20 protein-coding genes and 1 riboswitch are annotated in these 23,363 nt (G+C 68.7%); of the genes, 14 read left to right on the top strand and 6 right to left on the bottom strand.

Annotation, left to right across the window (positions count from 1 at the left end; genetic code table 11):
* Positions 1–82 precede the first annotated feature (82 nt).
* A riboswitch (cobalamin riboswitch) is annotated at positions 83–287 on the top strand.
* A 38-nt stretch (positions 288–325) separates the two neighbouring features.
* From NWF22_RS19170 to NWF22_RS19145, 6 genes are all read left to right on the top strand, one after another.
* Positions 326–1,048 carry an energy-coupling factor ABC transporter permease gene (locus tag NWF22_RS19170; protein WP_160903255.1) on the top strand — a complete coding sequence of 241 codons (723 nt, stop codon included), beginning with the start codon at positions 326–328 and terminating at the stop codon, positions 1,046–1,048.
* Complete coding sequence (locus NWF22_RS19165; protein WP_160903254.1) at positions 1,045–1,464, top strand: energy-coupling factor ABC transporter substrate-binding protein; 420 nt, start codon at positions 1,045–1,047, stop codon at positions 1,462–1,464. The genes NWF22_RS19170 and NWF22_RS19165 overlap by 4 nt, the downstream gene beginning before the upstream one ends.
* Positions 1,465–1,491: 27 nt before the next feature.
* Complete coding sequence (locus tag NWF22_RS19160) at positions 1,492–2,238, top strand: CbiQ family ECF transporter T component (RefSeq protein ID WP_160903253.1); 747 nt, start codon at positions 1,492–1,494, stop codon at positions 2,236–2,238.
* Between the two features lies 1 nt (position 2,239).
* The gene (locus NWF22_RS19155) at positions 2,240–3,025 is read left to right on the top strand and encodes an energy-coupling factor ABC transporter ATP-binding protein (RefSeq protein ID WP_258321207.1); all 786 of its coding nucleotides are present in this window, start codon (positions 2,240–2,242) and stop codon (positions 3,023–3,025) included.
* A gap of 66 nt (positions 3,026–3,091) precedes the next feature.
* Complete coding sequence (locus NWF22_RS19150; protein WP_160903252.1) at positions 3,092–7,732, top strand: ATP-dependent helicase; 4,641 nt, start codon at positions 3,092–3,094, stop codon at positions 7,730–7,732.
* Entirely contained in the window at positions 7,725–8,522 is a 798-nt protein-coding gene (locus tag NWF22_RS19145) for a DNA-formamidopyrimidine glycosylase family protein (RefSeq protein ID WP_160903251.1), read from the top strand. Before NWF22_RS19150 ends, NWF22_RS19145 begins: the two co-directional genes overlap by 8 nt.
* A 113-nt stretch (positions 8,523–8,635) precedes the next feature.
* Here NWF22_RS19145 and NWF22_RS19140 read toward each other — a convergent pair whose 3' ends face one another.
* Both NWF22_RS19140 and NWF22_RS19135 read right to left on the bottom strand, forming a co-directional pair.
* Positions 8,636–9,058: a pyridoxamine 5'-phosphate oxidase family protein gene (locus NWF22_RS19140; RefSeq protein WP_160903402.1), complete on the bottom strand. Its 423-nt coding sequence runs from the start codon at positions 9,056–9,058 to the stop codon at positions 8,636–8,638.
* 93 nt (positions 9,059–9,151) lie between these two features.
* Entirely contained in the window at positions 9,152–10,894 is a 1,743-nt protein-coding gene (locus NWF22_RS19135; protein WP_160903250.1) for a glycerol-3-phosphate dehydrogenase/oxidase, read from the bottom strand.
* Between the two features lie 114 nt (positions 10,895–11,008).
* Here NWF22_RS19135 and glpK point away from each other — a divergent pair, with 114 nt between their 5' ends.
* Positions 11,009–12,457 (top strand): glycerol kinase GlpK, encoded by a 1,449-nt coding sequence (glpK, locus tag NWF22_RS19130; RefSeq protein WP_233751461.1) that lies wholly within the window; start codon positions 11,009–11,011, stop codon positions 12,455–12,457.
* A gap of 75 nt (positions 12,458–12,532) precedes the next feature.
* On the opposite strand, the gene NWF22_RS19125 is transcribed toward glpK, so the two are convergent.
* A complete protein-coding gene (locus NWF22_RS19125; protein WP_160903248.1) occupies positions 12,533–13,936 on the bottom strand; it encodes an NAD(P)H-quinone dehydrogenase in 1,404 nt (467 codons plus the stop codon).
* 215 nt (positions 13,937–14,151) lie between these two features.
* On the opposite strand from NWF22_RS19125, the gene NWF22_RS19120 reads away from it, so the two are divergent.
* Positions 14,152–14,634 (top strand): gamma-glutamylcyclotransferase family protein, encoded by a 483-nt coding sequence (locus NWF22_RS19120; RefSeq protein ID WP_160903247.1) that lies wholly within the window; start codon positions 14,152–14,154, stop codon positions 14,632–14,634.
* A gap of 28 nt (positions 14,635–14,662) precedes the next feature.
* Here NWF22_RS19120 and NWF22_RS19115 read toward each other — a convergent pair whose 3' ends face one another.
* On the bottom strand, positions 14,663–15,856 hold the full coding sequence (locus tag NWF22_RS19115; protein ID WP_160903246.1) for an amidohydrolase: 1,194 nt from the start codon (positions 15,854–15,856) through the stop codon (positions 14,663–14,665).
* Between the two features lie 9 nt (positions 15,857–15,865).
* Positions 15,866–16,564 (bottom strand): enoyl-CoA hydratase/isomerase family protein, encoded by a 699-nt coding sequence (locus NWF22_RS19110; protein ID WP_160903245.1) that lies wholly within the window; start codon positions 16,562–16,564, stop codon positions 15,866–15,868.
* A gap of 36 nt (positions 16,565–16,600) precedes the next feature.
* Between NWF22_RS19110 and NWF22_RS19105 the strand changes: the two genes are divergently transcribed.
* From NWF22_RS19105 to NWF22_RS19095, 3 genes are read left to right on the top strand one after another with little or no spacing between them, the layout of a single operon-like run.
* On the top strand, positions 16,601–17,404 hold the full coding sequence (locus tag NWF22_RS19105; protein ID WP_160903244.1) for a purine-nucleoside phosphorylase: 804 nt from the start codon (positions 16,601–16,603) through the stop codon (positions 17,402–17,404).
* A gap of 31 nt (positions 17,405–17,435) precedes the next feature.
* Complete coding sequence (locus NWF22_RS19100) at positions 17,436–19,064, top strand: phospho-sugar mutase (protein WP_160903243.1); 1,629 nt, start codon at positions 17,436–17,438, stop codon at positions 19,062–19,064.
* The gene (locus NWF22_RS19095; protein WP_160903242.1) at positions 19,061–19,885 is read left to right on the top strand and encodes an ABC transporter ATP-binding protein; all 825 of its coding nucleotides are present in this window, start codon (positions 19,061–19,063) and stop codon (positions 19,883–19,885) included. Before NWF22_RS19100 ends, NWF22_RS19095 begins: the two co-directional genes overlap by 4 nt.
* 34 nt (positions 19,886–19,919) lie before the next feature.
* Here the strand turns inward: NWF22_RS19095 and upp are convergent, their stop codons facing one another.
* Entirely contained in the window at positions 19,920–20,543 is a 624-nt protein-coding gene (upp, locus tag NWF22_RS19090) for a uracil phosphoribosyltransferase (protein ID WP_202398778.1), read from the bottom strand.
* 69 nt (positions 20,544–20,612) lie between these two features.
* Between upp and NWF22_RS19085 the strand changes: the two genes are divergently transcribed.
* The 3 genes from NWF22_RS19085 to NWF22_RS19075 all read left to right on the top strand — a co-directional run bounded on the left by NWF22_RS19085 (position 20,613) and on the right by NWF22_RS19075 (position 23,290).
* Positions 20,613–20,966, top strand: a complete 354-nt coding sequence (locus NWF22_RS19085) for a type VII secretion target (protein WP_160903240.1) — start codon at positions 20,613–20,615, stop codon at positions 20,964–20,966.
* Complete coding sequence (locus tag NWF22_RS19080) at positions 20,966–21,898, top strand: C40 family peptidase (RefSeq protein ID WP_160903239.1); 933 nt, start codon at positions 20,966–20,968, stop codon at positions 21,896–21,898. The genes NWF22_RS19085 and NWF22_RS19080 overlap by 1 nt, the downstream gene beginning before the upstream one ends.
* Positions 21,899–21,982: 84 nt before the next feature.
* The gene (locus NWF22_RS19075) at positions 21,983–23,290 is read left to right on the top strand and encodes a SatS C-terminal domain-containing protein (RefSeq protein ID WP_160903238.1); all 1,308 of its coding nucleotides are present in this window, start codon (positions 21,983–21,985) and stop codon (positions 23,288–23,290) included.
* Positions 23,291–23,363: the final 73 nt, after the last annotated feature.

Genomic DNA, 23,363 nt, shown 5'->3' with positions numbered 1-23,363 from the left:
GTCAGGAGTCACTGCCGATGTAAAGACACGGTTCTCGACTGGCGTTCCATTGAGACCAACGACCTCCCTGCAGGCCTTCGGGGTACGCTCGATCCGCTGCGGTGTACGGGAACCCGGTGCGAAACCGGGGCGGCCCTCGCCACTGTGAACGGGAAGTCGGTGTCCTTCGTGCCACTGCTTGCGCATGTCGCGCGAGTGGGAAGGCGGGATTGCGACGATCCGGCCGGCCAACGAGCCGGTCCGGTGTACCCGTGAGCCAGGAGACCGGCCGCAGCACCGGTACAGATGCCCACGAGGTGCTGGGCAGGAAGGACACACGCAAATCATGCACATCGCAGAGGGGTTCCTGCCCCCGGCACATGCGGTTGCCTGGACCATCGCGGCGGCACCCTTCGTCGCCTACGGGGCCAGGCAGGTCGTCATCACCGTCAAACAGCATCCGTCATCGGGTCCGCTGCTCGCGGCGGTCGGGGCGTTCTCGTTCGTCATGTCGGCGATCAAACTCCCGTCCGTGACGGGATCGAGCTCGCACCCCACCGGAACCGGACTCGGGACCGCGATATTCAAACCGCCTGTCATGGCCTTCCTGGGAACGATCGTCCTGGTGTTCCAGGCACTGCTCCTGGCACACGGCGGCATCACCACACTGGGTGCGAACGTCTTCTCGATGGCCATCGCCGGACCATGGGCGGGTTTCGCGGTGTTCCTCGCACTCCGCAAGGCCGGGGTGGGCCTGCTGACATCGGTGTTCGCACTCGCCTTCGTCGCCGACCTCGTCACCTACGTGGTCACCAGCTTCCAACTCTCGCTGGCCTTCCCGTCATCGGAGGGCGGATTCTGGGAGAGCTTCGCCGAATTCATGGGTGTCTTCGCGGTGACGCAGGTGCCGCTTGCGATCGTCGAAGGACTCATCACCGTCGTCATCGTCCGGGTTCTCATCCAGGTGGCCTCGTCCGAGCTCGTTGGCCTGGGCTTCCTCAAGGGCAAGAACGCGCCGACCGGTGCCGTCGATGACCACCGGACCGACCGCGAGGAGACCTCGGCATGAGCACCCCTGGCGACAATCCCAGCTCGAGCGGACGTTCAGTTGTCTGGCTGTCGGTCGCGCTGATCGCGCTCGCGGTCGCGATCGCGGTCGGCTCTCTGATCTATGGCTACGCGCAGGACTCCGAGGCCGAGTTCGGTGGAGCCGATGGACAGGCCGAAGAGGTGATCACCGAGATCGACGACAGCTACGAGCCGTGGTTCTCGGCTCCGATCGGCGAGCTACCCGGAGAGGTCGAGTCGGGGCTCTTCGCCCTCCAGGCCGGGCTGGGCGGGATCGTCCTCGGCGGTGCGGTCGGCTGGTACGCCGGCCGCAGACGGGGGCGGAGCGAGGCGCCGCCACCGGCCACATCCGCGGCTGCGTCGGGTCCCGACCCCGCGGAAGGACACCGTGAGAGTGGACACCGTGGGAGTGACTGAGTCGCCCTCTTCGATGTCGCTGTACACGTGAATCCGCTCGACATCAGCGCGGCCCACAACCGGTGGTCGGGCCACCCGGTCGTCGAGAAGGTCGCGCTGTACGGGGGGCTGCTCGTGTGCGCGATGGTCCTGCCACCGCGCACGGGGGCGCCCCTCGTGCTCGCCGCGGTGATGGTCGCAACCCTCGCCCTCGCCCGGGTGCGGGTACGTCTGTTCCTGCTGGCAATGCTGGGGCCTGCCCTGTTCATCGCGCTCGGTTCGCTGCCCATCGCCGTGAGCCTGCGCGGCGGGCCGCACCTGGAGGCGGGCGGCGTGGCGATCGCTGTCGACACCTCCCTGCGAGCCATCGCCGCCTCGGCCGCCACGATCGGACTGGCGGTCACGACATCGATGGCCGATCTTCTCGACCTGGCCCGGCGGTCCGGTGTCCCGGCTTCGCTGTGCCATGTCGCCGACCTGACCTACCGATTGATCGGAATCCTCATCAATTCGGCCCGCGCGGCGCGGGAAGCGGCCGGGCTCCGGCTGGGGTTGCAGAACCCGCGAACCGCCATCGCCGTGATCGGCACCCAGTTCGCGCTCATCTTCGTCCGCGCCACCGATCGTGCCCGGTCCATGTCGGAGGCCATGTCGCTGCGCGCGGAACCGGGAATGACCGCGGTGCTCACCGAGAGCCGGCCGGCGCGCCCGGCCCGGCTCGTCGCCACCGCCGTGGCGCTCGGCCTGATCGCGGCCGCGTCCGTGTCGAGTTGGATGTTCTGGAATGGTGGGTGACGTGGAGCCGAGTGTCCTCGAGCTGAGAGGGGTGTCGTTCGCCTACCCTCGCGGATCGAGCGTCTTCGACCACGTGGACCTGTCGTTACGACCCGGGCAGCGGATCGCGCTCCTGGGTGCCAACGGTTCGGGCAAGACAACCTTGCTGCGGATACTGGTCGGTCTCGCGAAGCCGATGACGGGGACCGTGCACCTCGACGGCTCGACGCTCACCGGCACTCGGGACGACCGCACCCGTCTTCGGACCCGAGTGCAGATGGTGCTCCAGGAGCCGGACGACCAGATCGTCGGCGCGACCGTACGCGCGGACGTGTCATTCGGACCGTCCAACCTCGGCCTGGACCGGGCGGAGGTGGTGGCCCGTGTCGACGAGGCGATGGCCGCGCTGGGCGTCACCGAACTCGCCGACCGCATCCCCAACCACCTGTCCTTCGGTCAGCGCAAGCGGGTGACGATCGCCGGTGCGGTGGCCATGCGCCCGCAGGTCCTGCTCCTCGACGAGGCGACGGCCGGACTCGACCCCCGAGCCGTCGAGGACCTGCTGGACACGCTCACCGCGCTCTCCACCACGGGGACCACGGTGGTGCTGGCCACCCACAGCGTCGACATCGCGTGGACCTGGTCGCAGGAGGCGATCGTCCTCAACGGCCAGGCCGTACGACGCGGGTACACACACGATCTGCTGACCGACGACGAACTGCTCACCGGGGCACATCTCGCCGTCGGGTGGGGTGCGGCGGTGTCCCGCCGGCTGAACCGCACCGTGCTCCGACCCGACGACGTGTGACCAGCGGAGCCGATCGGTGGCACGTGGCCGTCTCCGGTTGTCGGAGGCGTGCGGGATGATGACAGGGTGCCACGCAAGGCTTCCGTCCTCGACCGCTTCACCGCCGGAACCCGGCGGTGGTTCGACGGTGCGTTCGAACAACCGACTGCGGCGCAGACCGGCGCGTGGGCCTCGATTGCCGACGGCAACAACACGCTGGTCATCGCACCGACGGGGTCCGGTAAGACCCTGTCGGCTTTCCTCTGGGCGCTCGATCGGCTCGCCGCCCGGCCGGACCGGACACGCGGGACGCGGGTCGTCTACATCTCCCCGCTGAAGGCGCTCGCGGTCGACGTCGAACGCAACCTGCGCGCCCCGCTGACCGGCATCACCCGTGCCGCCCAAGAGCTCGACGAACCGGAACCGGCGATCACCGTCGGCGTGCGTTCCGGTGACACCCCGGCCGCCCAGCGCCGCGCCCTGGTCAAGTCGCCCCCCGACATCCTGATCACCACCCCCGAGTCGCTGTATCTGATGCTCACCTCGGCCGCACGGGAGACGCTGACCGACGTCGAGGTGGTGATCGTCGACGAGGTCCACGCCGTCGCGGCGACCAAGCGCGGAACCCATCTGGCGCTCACGCTGGAACGACTCGACGAACTCCTCGATCGGCCGGCGCAGCGCGTCGGCCTGTCGGCAACCGTGCGGCCGCCGGAGGTCGTGGCCGAGTTCCTCAGCGGAAGCGCGCCGTGCAGGGTGGTTCGCCCCAAGGCGGCCAAGACCTTCGATCTGCGGGTGGATGTGCCCGTCGAGGATATGGCCAACATCCCACCGCCGCCCGATGCGCCCGGTGGCGAGGAGCTCGACGACGCCTTCTCCCCCACCGCCGGGTCGCTGTGGCCCCATGTGGAGTCGTCCATCGTGGACCTCATCGAGAAGAACCGCGCGACCATCGTGTTCGCCAACTCGCGGCGACTGGCCGAACGACTCACCGCACGCCTCAACGAGATCCACGCCGACCGCACCGGCACCGGGGCGACCGCCACCCGCAATCCCACGGTCGCCGGCGGGGCTCCCGCCCACATCATGGCCAGCGGCGCCAGCGGCGGCGCCGAGCCGATCCTCGCACGCGCCCATCACGGTTCGGTCAGCAAGGAGCAGCGCGCACAGATCGAGGACGACCTCAAGGCCGGTCGCCTGCCGTGTGTGGTGGCGACCAGTTCGCTGGAACTCGGCATCGACATGGGCGCAGTGGATCTCGTGGTGCAGGTCGAGGCGCCGCCGTCGGTGGCCGGCGGACTCCAACGCATCGGCCGTGCCGGGCATCAGGTCGGCGAGATCTCGCAGGGTGTGCTCTACCCGAAACACCGCACCGACCTGATCCACTGCACGGTCACCGTGGAACGGATGCTCGACGGTGCCATCGAAGAACTCCGGGTACCCCAGAACCCACTCGACATCCTCGCTCAGCAGACCATCGCGGCCGCCGCCGTGGACGACCTCGACGTGGACCGGTGGTTCGAGGTGGTCCGCCGCGCCGCGCCGTATCGCGAGCTCGGGCGGCAGGTGTTCGAGGCCACCCTGGACCTGATCGCCGGTCGATTCCCGTCCGATGAATTCGCCGAACTGCGTCCGCGGGTCATCTGGGACCGCGACGCCGGGACCCTGGTCGGGCGCCGCGGAGCGCAACGGTTGGCGGTCACCTCCGGCGGCTCGATCCCCGATCGAGGTCTGTTCGGCGTATTCATGGTCGGCGAGAAATCGACCCGGGTCGGCGAGTTGGACGAGGAGATGGTCTACGAGTCCCGCGTCGGCGATGTCTTCGCCCTCGGTGCCACCAGCTGGCGCATCGAGGACATCACCCACGACCGGGTGCTGGTGTCCCCGGCCTACGGCCAGCCCGGTCGTCTGCCGTTCTGGATCGGCGACACCATCGGACGCCCCGCCGAACTCGGCGCGGCAATCGGCAAGTTCACCGGCGCGGTCGCCGATCCCGACACGCTGGCCGACCATGCGCGCCGGCTCGGGCTCACCGACAACGCCCGGCTCAACCTGGCCGCCCTCGTCGCCGAGCAACAGGAGGCCACCGGCCACCTCCCCACCGACCGCACCCTGGTGGTGGAGCGGTTCCGCGACGAACTCGGCGACTGGCGCCTGATCCTGCACTCGCCCTACGGGTTGCGGGTACACGCACCATGGGCCAGTGCGATCTCGGCTCGGCTGTTGCAGACACTCGGCCTCGAAGGGGCGACCACTGCCTCCGACGACGGCATCATCGTCCGCCTGCCGGACACCGACGACGACCCGCCCGGCGCATCGGTCTTCGTCGTCGACCCCGATGAGATCGAACAACTGGTCACCGACGCCCTCGCCGACTCGTCGATGTTCGCCTCGCGATTCCGCGAGTGCGCGGCGCGAGCCCTGCTGCTGCCCAAACGCGATCCAGGCCGTCGAGCGCCGCTGTGGCAGCAACGCCAGCGCAGCGCGCAGCTGCTGTCGGTCGCGTCGAGATTTCCCGACTTCCCGATCATCCTGGAGACGGTGCGGGAGTGTCTGCAGGACGTCTACGACCTGCCGGCCCTCACCGATCTGCTGACCCGTATCCGGCAGCGGCGGGTCCGCGTCGTCGAGACCGAGACCGCGAGTCCGTCACCGTTCGCCGCGTCGATGCTGTTCGGCTACGTCGGCGCGTTCCTGTACGCCGACGACGCCCCGCTGGCCGAACGCCGCGCCGCCGCACTGTCCCTGGACACCAGCCTGCTCGCCCAACTACTCGGGCGGGTCGATCTGCGCGAACTGCTCGACCCCGGCGTGATCGCCGAGGTGGTCGCACGACTGCAACGGACCGCACCCGAACGACACGCCCGCGACGCAGAGGACATCGTCGACCTGTTGCGCTGGCTCGGTCCCCTCGAGACCGGTGCGGTCGACGCACGCTACCGCGGCGAGGTGCCCGCGCTCGATCACCTCACCGAACTGCACCGCACCGGTCAGATCATCTCCGTCACCCACCGTGGTCACCCCCTGTGGGCCTCGGTCGACGACACCGCCCGGCTGCGCGACGGCCTCGGTGTGCCCGCCCCGCCGGGTATCCCGGCGACCTACCTGGAACCGGTGCCGGATCCGGTGGGAGATCTGGTGCACCGGTACGCACGTACGCACGGTCCGTTCACGGTCCTCGACGCGGCCGAAGCGCTGGGTATGGCGGTCGGGGTCATCCGCGACACGCTGGTCAGACTCGCTGCCGACCGCCGGGTCATCGAAGGGGACTTCCTGCCCGAGGGCCATGGGACCGACCACACCGCCGCGGAGATGCCCACCGGCGCACCGCGGACGACCCAGTGGTGCCACGCCGATGTACTCGGCCAGATCCGCCGCGGTTCGCTGGCCGCGAGCCGTGCCGAGATCGCGCCGGTCGACCATGAGACCCTCACCCGGTTCACCGCATCCTGGCAGCACGTGACACCCGACGAACAACTCCGCGGCGTCGACGGCGTCGCGACGGTCATCGACCAGTTGGCCGGCTACCCACTGCCCGCCTCCGCCTGGGAATCCCTGATACTGCCGGCCCGTGTCGCCGACTACAGCCCGGCGATGCTCGACGAGCTGCTCAGCGCGGGCGAGGTCATCTGGTCCGGGCACGGCCGGATCGGCGGGTCGGACGGGTGGATCGCCCTGCACCCGTCCGATGTCGCACCGCTGACCCTGGCGCCCGCCGACGACATCGACACCACCGGGCTACACGAGGGACTCACCGCGGCGCTGGCGCCCGGCGGCGCGCTGCGTTTCGGCAAGCTCACCGAACTGGTCGGGGCCGACGTCACCGTCTCGGCCGCCGACATCGAGGCAGCACTCTGGGATCTGGTCTGGGCGGGCCGGGTCAGCAATGACTCGTTCGCGCCGGTGCGGGCACTACTCGCACCGCGACGCTCGTCGTCATCCCCGCGATCGACACCCGCCCATCGGGCGCGGGGACGGGCTCCGCGCCTACGCGCGCAACGACTTTCGACCCGCTATCTCGCCGAGCACGGTGCGACTCAGAACGTTTCATCCACCGCCGGCGGGCGATGGGTGGTGCCCGACCGCATCGACGCCGACCCCACGGTCGCCACCCAGGCACTGTGCGACCAGTTGCTCGCACGCTACGGGGTCATCACCCGCGGCAGTGTCGTCGCCGAGGACATCGACGGCGGGTTCGCCCGGATCTACAAGGCCCTCAACGTGTTCGAGGACAACGGTCAGGTGCGTCGGGGTTACTTCGTGGAAGGCCTCGGCGGCGCACAGTTCGCCTCGACGGCGACGATCGACGAATTGCGTCACCACGCCCTCGACGATCGCCGCACCCCGCCGGGGATCGTGCTGGCGGCCACCGATCCGGCCAACCCGTTCGGCGCCGCGCTGGGCTGGCCGGCAACCCGCGCCGAGGACCGCGGCCACCGGCCCGGTCGCAAACCGGGCGCCGTGGTCGTCCTGGTGGGCGGCGAACTCGTGGTGTATGTCGAACGAGGCGGGAAAACGATCCTCACGTTCACGGAATCGTCAGCGGCACTACAGGCCGCGGCGGGCGCCCTCGCCGAGCTCGTCAGGTCGGGCCGCGTGGCGCGGCTGATGATCGATCAGGTCGACTCCCAGCCTGTGTTGACCTCGGAATTCGGCCGAATCCTGATCGAGGCCGGATTCGCGACCACACCTCGCGGGGTCCGGATGCGCTACGGCCGGCATGCCTGAGGGAGACACCGTGTTCGCCACCGCTGCCCGGTTGCGCGCGGCTCTCGACGGCCGGCGCCTGGAGTGGACGCAGTTCCGCGTGCCGTCGCTGGCCACCGTCGACCTCACCGGTCGCACCGTCGGTTCGGTGCGTTCGGTGGGCAAGCACCTGCTCATCGACGTCGGCGGGCCCGACGACGATCAACCGGATGCCGGAGGCGCGAGTGTGCACTCGCACCTGAAGATGGAGGGCGCCTGGCATGTGCACCCGATCGGCACGCGATGGCGCCGTCCCGGCTACCAGGCCCGGATCGTGTTGCGCACCGCAACTCACGAAGCCGTCGGCTTCGACCTCGGCATCCTGGAGCTCACCGATTCTCCCGACGCGGACCTCGCGTATCTGGGCCCGGATCTCCTCGCCGAGGACTGGGAGCCCACCGAGGCCATCGGCCGGATCGAGGCCCGGCCCGACGAGCCGATCGGGCTCGCACTGCTCGACCAGCGACTCGTCGCCGGCATCGGCAACGTCTACCGAAGCGAGATCTGTTTTCTCCGAAAGGTGTTGCCGACACGCCCGGTGAGAGACGTCGACGTCCCCGGTGTGGTGGATCTGTCGCGCCGACTGCTGTGGGCCAATCGCCTGCGAACCGCACGGACCACCACCGGACAGAGCGCACCCAACGCGCGCATGTGGGTCTACGGTCGGCGCGGCCAACTGTGCCGCAGATGCGGATCGCCGATCGAGCGAGACCAGCTCGGCTCGATCGGCGAGGATCGCGTGATCTACTTCTGTCCGCACTGTCAGACCTGAGGCCCGACCGGACCCGTCACCATCTCAGTGGTGACCGCCTGTCAGCCCTGAGTCGCTGAGAGACAAGAAGTGTCGCGACGGCAGCCCGAAACGAGGCGATACCCGCCCCCGAATCAGACCGGGTACCGTTCCGGCTCGGGACCGAACAGGTAACGTCGACCGGAGATCTCGGAAACCGAGATCTCCACGTAGTTGTACTTCATCGTGGGAATCCACGGACGAAGCGGCAATTCGTCGGCGGCGTTGATCTCACTCATCGAAACAAGCACCCGCGCTGTGCCTTTGGCGACGACACTCCACGCGTCTTGCTCGCTGTGGTCGTCGGCCTCGAAGGCGACGTTCTCGTTGAGCACGATCTCGGTGAGTTTGGTTCCCTCGCCGGTCCGTAGCGTGATCCGCCCGTCCCCGGCGAAGTAGTTCACCGGGTAGATGTCGGGGTGACCATCGACGCTCAACGCGATCCGCCCGAGTTCGGCACTGCCGAGTAACTCCCAGGCTTCCTCGACGCTGAGTTCCTGCACCGCATTGTCGACCATGTCCTGTCCTTCTGCCATTTTTCATTTTCCGACCACCGGAAGGTGCCCGGCAGAGTCAAAGGTCCCCTCTCCCGGGTGACCGTCACCACGTGGTCACTCCGGCACCGGAACCGGTTCCAGGATCTCCGGACGTGCTTCGGGTGCCGCGGCGCGCAGCGCGTCGGCGGAATCGTCATCCGGCTGGCGCTGTGAGGCGACCTCGGCCTCGACCCGCGCGACGTAGGTGGCCACTTCGAATGCCGTATGTTCCGGGGTCCATCCGAGGATCGGCGCGAGCAGCTCGGCCACCTCCTGGGCGCAGTCGACGCCGCGGTGTGGGTACTCGATCGCGATACGCGTGCGGCGGGCGAGCACGTCCTCGAGATGCAGCGCGGCCTCGTCGATCGCGGCATAGACCACTTCCACCCGCAGATACTGTGGCGCCGCGGCCAGCGGGCGCAGCAGCGACGGGTCGGCGTCTGCATAGTAGAGGACGTCGTCGATCAACGAGCCGTACCGATTGAGCAGGCGACGAATTCGATACGGATGCAACCCGAATCGTTGGCCCAGGTGTTCACACTGATTGATGAGGGCGAAGTACCCGTCGGCACCGAGCAGCGGGACCCGTTCGGTGATCGAGGGTGCCACGCGGGTCGGGATGAAATCGGTACACGCGTCCACGGCGTCGGCGGCCATCACGCGATACGTCGTGTACTTGCCGCCCGCGATGGACACCAGACCCGGCGCCACCGTCGCCACCGCGTGCTCGCGCGACAACTTCGAGGTCTGATCGTCCTCGCCCGCCAGCAGCGGCCGCAGACCCGCGTAGACACCTTCGATGTCGTCGTGGGTGAGCTTGGTCACCAGCACCTCGTTGACCCGCTCGAGGATGTACTCGATGTCGGCTCGGGTCGCCGCCGGATGCGCGAGGTCGAGATTCCAATCGGTGTCGGTGGTGCCGATGATCCAGTGCGTCTCCCAGGGAATCACGAACAACACCGAGTTCGCGGTCCGCAGGATGATCGCGGTCTCGCTGACGATCCGGTCCCGAGGCACCACGATGTGCACGCCTTTGGACGCACGTACCCGGAAATGGCCGCGCTGCTTGGACAATGCCTGCACCTCGTCGGTCCACACCCCGGCGGCGTTGATCACACAGTGCCCACGGATCTCGGTGACCTCGCCGCTCTCCGAATCCCGCACGCGCACACCGAGAACCCGGTCTGATTCGCGTAGGAACCCGACCACCTGCGTGGAGGTGCGGATGACCGCACCGTAGTTGGCGGCCGTGCGGGCGACCGTGAGGCTGTGTCGGGCGTCGTCGACAACCGTGTCGTGATAACGGATTCCACCGATCAACGAGCTGCGTTTGAGTGCCGGCGCGACCCGCAGTGCGCCGGAGCGGGTGACGTGATGCTGCCCGGGCACGGACTGCGCGCCACCCATCCGGTCATAGAGGAACAGCCCGGCCGCGACATATGGCCGCTCCCAGACGCGCTGGGTGAGCGGGTACAGGAACGGCAGCGGTTTCACCAGGTGCGGCGCGAGTAGACGCAACGACAGTTCGCGCTCACGCAACGCCTCACGGACCAGCCCGAATTCGAGTTGCTCGAGATACCGGAGGCCGCCGTGGAACATCTTCGAGGAGCGACTCGACGTACCGGATGCGATGTCACGGGCCTCCACCAGTGCAACACGTAGGCCACGCGTTGCCGCGTCGAGCGCGGCACCCACCCCGACGATCCCACCGCCGATCACCACGATGTCGAACTGTTCACTCCCGAGCCGCCGCCACGCCTCCGCGCGGTAGAGCGGTCCCATGTCCGCGGGGCGGTCCGGGTTGAACTCGGTGTTCATGCTTGCCCAGCCTAATTGATCTCACCGGATGCCACCGCGTGCGACACTGACCGCGTGGGTAGCGCAAACACGTACGTCGCCGCCGTCGACCAGGGCACCACATCCACCCGAGCGATGATCTTCGATCGTGGTGGCCGGGTGGTGAGCAGCGAGCAGATCGAACACGAACAGATCTTTCCGCAGGCCGGATGGATCGAACACGATGCCGCCGAGATCTGGCGCAACACGCGGCGAGTGATGGCGGCCGCGCTCGCCTCGGCCGACCTCAAGCACGACGACATCGCCACCTGCGGCCTCACCAACCAACGTGAGACGACCCTCATCTGGGACCGCGAGACCGGCGAGCCGATCCACAACGCGATCGTCTGGCAGGACACCCGCACCAACCACCTGTGCCGCGAGCTCGCCGGCGACGAGGGCACCGACCGTTACCGGGAGCGCACCGGGCTACCGCTGTCGACGTACTTCGCCGGACCCAAGATCCGCTGGTTGCTCGACCACGTCGAGGGTGCGCGTGCGCGTGCCGAGGCAGGTGAACTCTGCTTCGGCACAATGGATTCGTGGACCGCGTGGAATATGACCGGCGGGCGGGACGGCGGGCTGCACATCACCGACGTCACCAATGCGTCGCGCACCATGCTGATGGATCTGCGCTCACTGCAGTGGGATGAACAGATCTGCGCCGAGATGGGTGTACCGACTGCGCTGCTGCCGGAGATCCGCAGTTCGTCGGAGGTCTACGGCCCACTGCGCGAGCACGGTTCGCTACCCGGAGTTCGGCTGGCGGGCATTCTGGGCGATCAGCAGGCTGCCACCTTCGGCCAGGCGTGCCTGAGCCCGGGAGAGGCCAAGAACACCTACGGCACCGGCAACTTCCTGTTGCTCAACACCGGCACCGAACCCGTGTTCAGCGATCACGGCCTGCTGACGACAGTGTGCTACCGCATCGGTGACCAGCGGGCCCGATATGCGCTCGAGGGTTCCATCGCGGTGACCGGATCACTCGTGCAGTGGCTGCGCGACAACCTGGGTCTGTTCGCCCACGCCGCCGACATCGAGGCGCTGGCCACCACCGTGGACGACAACGGCGGCGCCTACTTCGTGCCCGCCTTCTCCGGGCTGTTCGCACCCCGCTGGCGGCCCGACGCGCGTGGGGTCATCGTCGGACTGACGAGGTTCGTGAACAAGGGCCATCTTGCCCGAGCTGCGCTGGAGGCCAGCGCTTTCCAGACCCGTGAAGTAATCGAGGCGATGCAGGCCGATTCGGGTGTCGAGTTGTCGACGCTGAAAGTCGACGGCGGCATGGTCGTCAACGACCTGTTGATGCAGTTCCAGGCCGACATCCTCGACGTCCCCGTGGTCCGGCCGGTGGTCAACGAGACGACCGCGCTCGGTGCCGCCTACGCCGCCGGACTCGCGGTCGGCTACTGGGAGTCCGAGGACGAGATCCGCGCGAACTGGGCCGAGGACCGTCGCTGGGAACCGCAGATGCCCGCCACCACCCGCGACAGCCTCTACGCCGGTTGGAACCGCGCAGTCGAGCACTCCCTCGACCTCGCCTGATCCCTCGATCTCGTAGTACGAACGCGCGGTTTTTCGCCGGTTGGTACTACAAAATCGCGGAAGGTGGCGGTGAGGTCAGTCGAGGTCGTCGTGGCGGACGAGTTGGCGTGCGGCCTCGGTGACCGAACCGGTCAACGACGGATACACCGAGAAGGTCTGCGCCAGGTCGGACACCGTCAGTTTGTTCTGTACCGCCAGCGCCAGCGGCAGGATCAGTTCGGAGGCGGTGGGCGCTACCACCACGCCTCCGATCACCACACCGGTCGCCGGGCGGCAGAAGATCTTCACGAAACCGCGCCGCAACCCGCTCATCTTGGCGCGCGGGTTAGTGGCCAACGGCAGCATCACCGTCCGCGCCGGATAGTCGCCGTTGTCGATGGCCTGCTGCGACACGCCGACGGTGGCGATCTCGGGTCGGGTGAAAATCGCCGACGCAACGGTTTTCAGTTTGATCGGGCTGACCCCCTCACCCAGCGAGTGGTACATGGCGATGCGGCCCTGCATCGCGGCCACCGACGCCAACGGCAACAGGCCGGTGCAGTCCCCCGCCGCATAGACCCCGGGCACCGACGTGCGCGAGACGCGATCGACGGTGATGTATCCACTCCGGTCCACCTCCACCCCGGCCCGGTCGAGACCCAGGTCGGTGGTGTTGGGGATGGAGCCGACCGTCATCAACACGTGCGAGCCGGTCACCGTGCGGCCGTCGGCGAGGTGCGCGGTCACCGAGTCGCCGTTGCGCTCGACCTTGTCGGCGCGGGCGTGCTTGATCAGTTCGACGCCGCGTTCGGCCAGGGCGTCCTCCAGCACGAGGGCCGCGTCCTCGTCCTCTCCGGGCAACACCCGGTCACGGCTGGACACCAGGGTCACCCGCACACCGAGTTCGGTGTACGCGTGGACGAACTCGGCGCCGGTCACACCGGAACCGATGACGACGAGGTGTTCGGGAAGCTCGTGGAGGTCGTAGAGTTGGCGCCAGGTGAGGATCCGTTCCCCGTCGGGCTGCGCGTCGGGCAGAATCCGCGGCGACGCCCCGGTGGCCACCAGCACCACATCACCCTCGTAGCGCTCGGTGGAACCGTCGGGCAGGGTGGCCACGACGCCATGGGTGGAGACACCGATCTGACGTTCCTCCAGTGTGGCCCGCGCCGAGACCAAGTTCACGCCCTCGCTGATCAGTCGGGACCGGATGTCGGCGGATTGCGCGAACGCCAGATCACGCACCCGCTGATGGATCTGCGGGAGGGTGACCAGCGCGTCGTCGGTGCTCAGCTTGATGCCCAGGTCGACCGCACGACGGACCTCGGTCCGGATGCCGGTCGAGGCGATGAACGTCTTCGACGGAACACAGTCCCACAGCACGCAGGCACCGCCGACGCCGTCGGAATCGATCACCGTGATGTCGGCACCGTATGCGGCGGCCGCCAGCGCCGCCTCGTACCCCGCGGGTCCGCCGCCGATGATCACGATCTTGGTCACAAGCCACTCCTGTTCGCCGCGGGTCGCCTACCAACCTAGGGCATGTCCCCCGCGGGCCGCCCACTGCGCCCGCGCCGTGCGGGTGCAGGTCACATCTCGCGCACGTATCCACGTCGGCCGCGTAATACGATCAATCGGGAGTTGAGACGATTTCGATGATCGCGCGGAGCGCCCAGGCATCCGCCACGCGGAGAAAGTGCAGGTCAAAGGCCTAAATGCCCATCTATGCAGCCTACGGCTCCAACATGCACCCCGAGCAGATGGCCGAGCGAGCGCCGCACTCCCCGATGGCGGGGACCGGATGGCTGCACGGCTGGCGGCTGACGTTCGGCGGCGGCGACATCGGCTGGGAGGGTTCGCTGGCGACGGTCACCGAGGACCGCGACGACCCCGACGCCAAGGTCTTCATCGTGCTCTACGACGTCACCCCCGAAGACGAGGAGAACCTCGACCGGTGGGAGGGTTCGGAGCTTGGGATCCATGTGAAGATCCGCGTTCGGGTGGACACCGCCGACGGCCCGGTGCTGGCCTGGCTCTACGTCCTCGACGCCTACGAGGGCGGGCTGCCGTCGGCCCGATACCTGGGGGTGATGGCGGAGGCCGCCGAGATCGCCGGCGCACCGGCCGACTACGTGCAGGACCTCCGGCTACGCGAGTCGCGCAACGTGGGCCCCGGTCCGGGACCACTCGAGCCCTGAACCCCGGCCACCCGACACCGCAGGGGGCTCACACCTCACCGAGCGCGATGCCGGCCAATGTGCGAACCCCGATCTCCAGGGCGCGCTCATCGAGGTCGAAGTTGGGTTGGTGTAGATCGACGAGCGGGCTGATGCCGTCCCACACACCGAGTCGCCCCATCGCGCCGGGCACATGCTCGAGATACCAGGAGAAGTCCTCGCCGCCAGGTGACTGCGGGGTGTCGGCGACCGCGCTCGGGCCGATCTGCGCCACCGACGCGCGCATCGCGGCGATCGACTGCTCGTCATTCACCACGGGCGGCACTCCGCGGAAATAGGACAGGTCATACCGCACGCCGAGCGGCGCCAGCAGTTCGCCGATCACGCTGCGCACGAGCGGTTCGAGCTGCGCCCAGGTGTCGTGGTCGCCGGTGCGCACCGTGCCCAGCAGCCGTCCCTCCTGTGGGATGGCGTTGGGCGCGCTGCCCGCGTTCGCCGCGCCCCACACCATCACGGTGCCCGAGCGCGGGTCCAGGCGTCGCGACAGGATTCCCGGCAGTCCGGTGATCACGGTCCCCATCGCGTACACCAGGTCGCCGGTCAGATGCGGCCGTGACGTGTGCCCACCGGAAGAGTGCAGTTGCAGGTCGATGTGGTCGGCCGCCGACGTCAGAGCCCCCGATCGCAGGCCCACCGAGCCGACCGGCAGTTTCGGATCACAATGCAGCGCGAAGATCCGGCCCACTCCGGTCATCACCCCGGCCGCCACCGCATCGAGCGCACCGCCGGGCATGACCTCCTCGGCCGCCTGGAAGATCAGCCGCACCCCGACCGGCAGGTCGTCGACACTGGCGAGCAGCTTGGCGACCCCCACCAGGATCGCGGTGTGTGCGTCGTGGCCGCACGCGTGCGACACACCCTCCACCGTCGAACTGAAGGCCAGTCCGGTGTGCTCGGTGATCGGCAGCGCATCCATGTCGGCACGCAGCGCGATCCGCGGTAGGTCGTCCCCGCCGATGTCGCAGACCACGCCCGTGCCCAGCGGCAGCCGACGGGGCGTCAGTCCGACCGCGGTCAACTCGGCCATCACCAATTCGGTGGTGTGCACCTCTTGGCGCGACAACTCCGGATGCGCATGGATCTGCCGACGCCACCGCACCACATCGTCGCGGTGCGCGGCCCACCACGCATCGATCACGTCACGCGGTGCCGCCGGCCGGATTCCGCGTTCACTCACGGCCATCTGCGGTCCTCACAGCACGGTCCTCGGGTATGCGATCTGCAGGTCGGCGATCAGCGGCTGACGCAGGTTCCGTTTGACCTCGCCGAGGTTGGGTCCCGCGAGCGGGGCCCGCTCGGCGGCCACCTCGCGCGCGCGGGCGAGCAGCGAGTCGATACCGACGGCTTCTTCGACGATGCCACCGGCGTGGGCGTCCGCTGCGGAATAGCGCCGCGCGGTCAGCATCGCCTCGGTCGCCACCTGGTCGGGGAGGCGGGTGCGCAGCAGCGAACTCATGCCCAGCGGAAACGGCATGCCCAGCGCCACCTCGGGCAGCGACCAGAACCCGCGCTCGGCGCGCATCAGCCGGTAGTCGGCGCACAACGCGAGCATTGCGCCCGCGCCGAAGGCGTGACCGTTGATCGCGGCCACGGTCGGGACCGGCAACGTGAGCACCTTGCTGAACAGTGCGTGCACCCGATCGAGGTACTCGGGCAACGCCTTGGGCGCGGCCAGGATGTGGTCGGTGTCGAGTCCGTTGGTGAAGAACTTGCCGGTGGCGGTGATGACCAGCGGCCGGGTCGGTTCCGCGGCGACCTCGTCGAGAGCCTCCTCGACCGTCGTCAGCCAGTCGAGACGGAAGCGGTTCTCCGGGTTCGACTCGTCGAGTTCGACGCCTTCGGTACCGAGATAGAGCTCGGTGACATCGCCTACAGAACTGAGAAACGGCATGTAGGGACTTTATCGTCGGGCACTAGGGTTGGGTCCATGGACCCCACAGCCGACGCCGACGCGGCCGCGGTCGCCGCGGCCGCGACCATCGCCGCCGAGACCGATTGCGCCGCCCATGACGTCGCGGTGGTCCTCGGTTCGGGCTGGGCGCCCGCCGCCGACGCCTTCGGGCGTCCGATCGCGAGTGTGCCGATGGCCTCGATCCCCGGTTTCACCACGCCACGTGCAGCCGGACACGGCGGCGTGGTGCACTCGGTACATCTCGGTGATCGCCGGGTCATGATCCTGCTCGGCCGGATACACGCCTACGAGGGACATGACCTGGCCCGCGTGGTCCATCCGGTGCGCACTGCGGCGGCAGCAGGCGCGCGCACCATCGTGTTGACCAATGCGGCCGGCGGATTGCGCGACGACATGTCGGTCGGACAACCGGTCCTCATCGCCGATCACCTCAACCTGACCGCCCGTTCACCGCTGGCCGGCGCGCAGTTCGTGGACCTGGTGGACGCCTACGCGCCGCGGTTGCGTGAGATCGCCCGACGAACCGACGCGTCACTGGCAGAGGGCGTGTACGCCGGACTGCCCGGTCCGCACTACGAGACGCCTGCGGAAATCCGGATGTTGCGCACTCTCGGCGCCGACCTCGTCGGCATGTCGACCGTGCACGAGACGATCGCGGCGCGCGCCGCCGGACTGCAGGTCCTGGGTATGTCGCTGGTGACCAACCTGGCCGCGGGTATCACCGGCGAACCGCTCAGCCACGCCGAGGTGCTCGAGGTGGGACGTGCCTCGGCCACCCGGATGGGCGAGCTGCTGGCGTCGATCATCGCCGAGCTCTGACGTCGCCGTGTCTGCGCCGGAACCTCGGTCGGTGCCCGATCCGCAGGATTGGATCGCGGCCGACCCGGATCCGCGCACCCGCGCCGAACTGCGTGCGCTGACACCGGAGCAACTGACCGAACGGTTCTCCCACACACTGCATTTCGGTACCGCCGGCCTACGTGGACCGGTGCGCGCCGGCCCATCCGGGATGAATGTCGCGGTGGTCGTACGCACCACATCCGCACTCGGGCACTGGCTCATCGACGCCGGCCACGCCGGGGCAACCGTCGTGGTGGGCCGCGACGCCCGGCACGGGTCGGCCGAGTTCGCCGAGGCCTGCGCCGAAGTGCTGGCCGCCCAGGGGTTCGATGTCGTCCGGCTGCCGGGCACCAGCCCCACCCCACTCATCGCGTTCGCCTGCCGCGATCTGGGTGCGCAGGCGGCGGTCGCCGTGACCGCGTCACACAATCCGCCGGCCGACAACGGCTACAAGGTCTATGTGGCCGGTGGCGCCCAGCTCATCCCGCCGGGAGACACCGAAATCGAGCGACTCATCGCCACCGCGGCACCGGCCGACACCGTGCCACGACGCGCCGTGTCGGCGGATGATCCTCGCTCGGCCGCCAACACCGAGCGCTATCTGGCCCGACTGACGACGAGATTCGGCCGGGCGTCCGCATCGCCGGTCCGCATCGCGCTCACGCCGATGCACGGCGTGGGTGGCGCTCATGCACTCACCGCGCTGCGCCGAGCCGGTTTCGCCGATGTGCACGTGGTCGCCGACCAGTTCGCCCCGGACCCGGATTTCCCCACCGTTCGCTTCCCCAACCCCGAGGAACCCGGCGCATCCGATCGACTCCTCGCGCTCGCCGCGGATATCGACGCCGACCTCGCCATCGCCCTGGACCCCGACGCCGACCGGTGCGCAGTCGGCGCCCGTGTCGACGGCACCTGGCGGATGCTCACCGGCGACGAGACCGGCGCCCTGCTCGGCAGGTATCTGCTCGGCAGCACCGATCTGGACACACCGGTCGTGGCGGGCACCATCGTCTCCGGGTCGCTGTTGCGTGCGGTGGCCGGCGCCGCGGGTGCACGGTATGTGACCACCCTGACCGGATTCAAATGGCTTGTCCGCGCGGGTGAACCGCTGCTGTACGCATACGAGGAGGCCATCGGTCACTGCGTCGATCCGGTCGCCGTCCGCGACAAGGACGGGATCAGTGCATCGGTGGTCGCGGCGCTGCTGACCCACCATCGCGTGCGTGCCGGTTCCGACCTCGCCGCAGCGCTGCGGGAACTGTTCGTCGACCACGGGGTGCATGTGACGACCCAACACTCGATCCGGGTCAGCGACCTGGATCGAATCACCGACATCATGTCGGGTCTGCGCGCGAATCCGCCGGCGACTCTCGCCGGGATCGCCGTCACCGCAGACGATTTCGTGTCCCGAGATGACGAGCTACGAACCAATGCGGTCGCATTGTCCGGGGCGGCAGCCGATTCCGCGGTTTCCGTGCGGGTCATGGCCCGACCGTCGGGCACCGAACCGAAACTCAAGTACTACCTCGAGGTGGTCGCCGGGCCGGATGAGTCCGGACCTGGTGGGTCCGGGGTGGCCGCCACGTCGGCGCGACTGCACGCACTGGCCGCCGAGGTCATCGCCGATCTCCCGCGATGAGCCACATCCCGGCCGCTGGCTACGGTGGTGTGGTGCCCTCTCCCGACTCCCTCCTCGACGCCGCGCACATCGACGTGATCCGCAGCGGGCGCCCGCTACTGCACGATGTGAGCCTGCACGTGGCCCACGGCGAACACTGGGCGTTGCTCGGACCCAACGGGGCGGGCAAGTCCACGCTGATGACGATCCTGGGCGCGCGCGGCCACCCGACCTCGGGCACCGTCGACGTCCTGGGCCGGCGGCTCGGCCGGGTGGACATGCGGGAACTGCGCACCCACATCGGCCATGTCGATCCGCGCTGGCGGATCGACATACCGCTCACCGCCCACGAGGTGGTGCTCACCGGGCTGACCAACACGCCCGAACTCGACCGTCGACACGACTACACGGCCGGCGAGCATCGCCACGCCGACGAACTCCTCGACCTCCTCGGCATGTCCGCCCGGCGCGAATCGCGGTGGCCGGTGATGAGTCACGGCGAGCGTGGACGGACCCTCATCGCGCGGGCACTGATGCCCCGCCCAGCACTGCTCTTGCTCGACGAGCCCGCCACCGGTCTCGACCTCGCGGCACGGGAGAAGCTGCTCACCGGGATCGATCAGCTCCGTTCCGAGGTGCCGGGGCTGGCCAGCGTGCTGGTCACCCATCACCTCGAGGATCTGCCGGCCAGCACAAGTCACGCAATGCTCCTGCGGGACGGGGAGGTGGTCGCCGCCGGCCCCGTCGACGAGGCCTTGACCTCGACGACCATCAGCACCTGCTTCGAACACGACGTGGTGGTGCGCCGCGCCGCCGGCCGGTGGGCGGCCGTCGCCGCCTGAGCGACACATCAGGACCCCCGGTCCGTCGCAGGCGTCAGCGCGGACCGAACTGCCGGTCCCCGGCATCGCCGAGGCCGGGCACGATGTAGGCGACGTCGTTGAGCCCCTCGTCGACCGCCGCGACCACCAGACGCACCGGGTGGCCCGATGTCTCGAGCGCGTCCACCCCTTCCGGTGCCGCCACCACGCACACCGCGGTGATGTCGCTGGCCTTGCGCGCCACCAGGAGTTCGATGGTGTGCAGCATCGAGCCACCCGTGGCGAGCATCGGATCGAGCACGAACACCGGAAGCCCGGACAGATCGTCGGGCAGGGATTCCAGATACGGCACCGGTTGCGCGGTGGTCTCGTCACGGGCCACCCCGACGAAGCCGACGTGGGCCTCGGGCACCATCGCGTGCGCCTGCTCCACCATGCCGAGACCGGCACGCAACACCGGCACGAGCAGCGGCGGAGTCGCGAGCCGCGAGCCGTCGCAGGCGGTCAACGGCGTCTCGATCGGCACCGTGGCGGTCGGGGCGCCGGCCAGCGCTTCGTACACGAGCATCTGGGTCAGGTCCGACAGTGCCCCGCGGAAGGCCGCGTTGTCGGTGTTCTTGTCGCGCATCGTGGTCAGTCGGGCGGCCGCCAGCGGATGGTCGACGATCTGTACCTCCATGCCGATCACCCTAATGCGGTATCCCGGGCATGGGTGGAACCGAACGCCCCGGCCGCGCGTCAAAGAAACATGACCGACGTCACCGTCCAGAATTCCTCGTTGGCCGAGTATGCCCGTGGCCGGCGCACCGCCGCCGATGTGGTTCGAGCGCACGCCGACGCCCAGCGCGGTGAGGTGGGCGACCTCACCGACACCTTCGGCGTCATCGGCGCCGATTTCCTCGTCGCGGCCGGCTACACCCTCGACGCCCGGGCGCGTCGGCTCGACACGCTCGCAACGCGGCACGACGACCAGGGTCGCATCACGGACAACGCCGCGACCGCGTACGGCTCTGCCGACGTGCGGTCCGGTCGACGACTGTCGCGACCACCCACCGGCCGGGCGCATCACACCGGGCACCACGACGAGGGGCTGTATCTCTGATGCTGACCATCGACATCGTCATCGAACCGCTGCGGATCCTGATCACCGCCCTCGGCACGGGAGTCCTGCCACCCGACAATCCCGCCGATCGGCTGCGCACCTCCGTCGGCTCGCTCGACCGCATACGCAGCGAGTCGGCTGCCTCGACCGCCAGGGTCGCCCCGGACTGGGTCGGCACGGGTGGCGACGGCGCCGTCGCCGCGGCCGGCCGCAACCACCGGACGATGGTCGATACCGCCGACGACAGCGCAGAGATCGCCGCCCTGATCGAGCAGGCCGGCGCCAAGGTCAAGGTCGCCGCCGACCAGCTGAATGCGTTGATCGACTCCTTCCACACGCTGGCCGCAGCGCTCGGACCCGCACTGTTCAGTCCGCAGGGCATCGCGATGATCCTGCCGGTGGCCCTCGACCACATCCAGCGCGGCATGCAGATCGTCGCGCGCACGCAGGCCGACCTGCGGTCGGACACCGACTCGATGGTGGCGATCGGCCGGACCGAGGCCCCCGCCGCGCTGTCTGCAATGCCTGTCGGGGGCGGCGATGGTGTGGCCATCCGACTGCCGGACGGATCGATCGCGCACGCACCGAACGACCGAGCGGCGAAGGCGGTGCGGGCGGCGCTGAGCCAGCGCGGTGTGCCGTACGTGTGGGGCGGCACCACCCCGGACGGATTCGACTGCAGCGGCTTCACCCAGTGGGCCTATCGGCAGGCCGGCGTCGAACTGCCCCGCCTGGCCCAGGATCAGGACACGGCCGGCATCGCGGTCAGTCAGTCCGAACTCCAGCCCGGTGACCTGGCCGTGTGGGACGGACATGTCGCGATGTACGTGGGCAACAACCAACTCGTCGAGGCCGGAGACCCGGTCCAGACATCACCGCTGCGCACCACGAACGCCGGCCAGGGCTTCCAGGGGTTCTTTCGTCCCCGGTGAGCGGCCGCCGATGGACCCACGTTCACCGAGATGATGCGGGGGCGCCACCCGAGTTCACAGGTCCGATCGCTACGCTGTGTCCTCATGGCCGGAGACATCGTCCCCATCGAGCTCGGACTCACAAACGGAAACAGTTACACCCTCTGGGCACCCCGGTGGCGTGAGGGTGACGACGAGTGGGAGGCCTTCCTCGGGCTCGACGAGGACCTCTACGGATTCCCCGGTGTCGCCGAACTGGCCGCCTTCATCCGGACCGACGACGACAACGACCTCGTCGACCATCCGGCGTGGGAGACCGTCGCGGGCCTGCAGGCCGACGAACTCGTTCCCGACGACCGAAACACCTACGACCTCGTCGGTGTGCCGGAACTGGCCGCCGAGGACCCCAACCCCGAGGTCATCGCCGAACTGGAGGATTCACTCGAGATCGTCCGCATCCTGGGCGAGGTGTGCGAACTCACCGTCATCACCAAGTTCTTCAACGGCAACCCGATCCTCGGTGCGGTGACCACCGGTACCCGCAACTTCGAGGGCCGCGAGGGCGTGGATCTGTGGGTACGCATCGGCCGGCTCATCGCCAAACACTGGGATGACGTCATCGACGCCATCGACTACGTGATCACGACCCCCAAGGTCGACGCCGCGGCGGTGGAGACCGCCGAAGCCGAACTCGAGGCGGCCGCCTCCGCCGAGGACGAGGACGAACCCGCCGACGATGAGCTCGACCTCGTCGAGTCCGGCGACAACGACGACGACTCGAGTGAGGAATCCGACGAGGAATCCGACGACGCCGACGACGAGGACAGCGCCGACGACGAGATCGACGACGAGGTCGACCAGGACGACTTCTGGGCGGGTGTCGGCATCGATCCGATCCGGATCGTCACCGATGCCGACGAATATCTATCGCTGCGTTGCTATCTCGGCGATGACCCGGTGTTCCTCGGCGCGAACGGCAAGATCTTCGTGTTCACCTCGCCGCGATCGCTGATCCGCTTCCTCGCCGACTCCGATGACCACGACCTCTCCGATCTGTCGACGTTCGACAACGTGCGGGCTCAGGCCACCGACGGGTCCCTGGAGTTCGACGTCATCGACGACAACGTCTATGTGTTACCCGGCCTCGCCGACGACATCTCCGACGGGCCTCGGCGGATGGACCGCAACCAACTCGACCTCGCGGTGGAACTGCTGAGCGACGCAGCCGACTACGCCGACGACGACTCGGTGAGCGAAGCCCTCGGCTCCACCACCCCGCTGGGATGGTTCGTGGACTACGCGATCAACCCCGACCCGAAGCGCATGGCGCCGAGCCCGCCATTCGACAACGAGTCCGAGGCATGGCGTGCGCTGGTGCACGACTTCGAGGGCCGCCTGGTCAAGAAGGGCTGAGCGACCGCGAGGCACGGCTCGAGCCCCTCCCCTGCCCCCAGAGGAGCACACCCGCGAGCGTCACCTGATGACC

It is taken from the genome of Gordonia mangrovi, assembly GCF_024734075.1.
Classification (GTDB): Bacteria; Actinomycetota; Actinomycetes; order Mycobacteriales; family Mycobacteriaceae; genus Gordonia; species Gordonia mangrovi.
The sequence above is the reverse complement of the archived record's forward strand: the minus strand, read 5'-3'. Positions and strand labels throughout refer to the sequence as shown.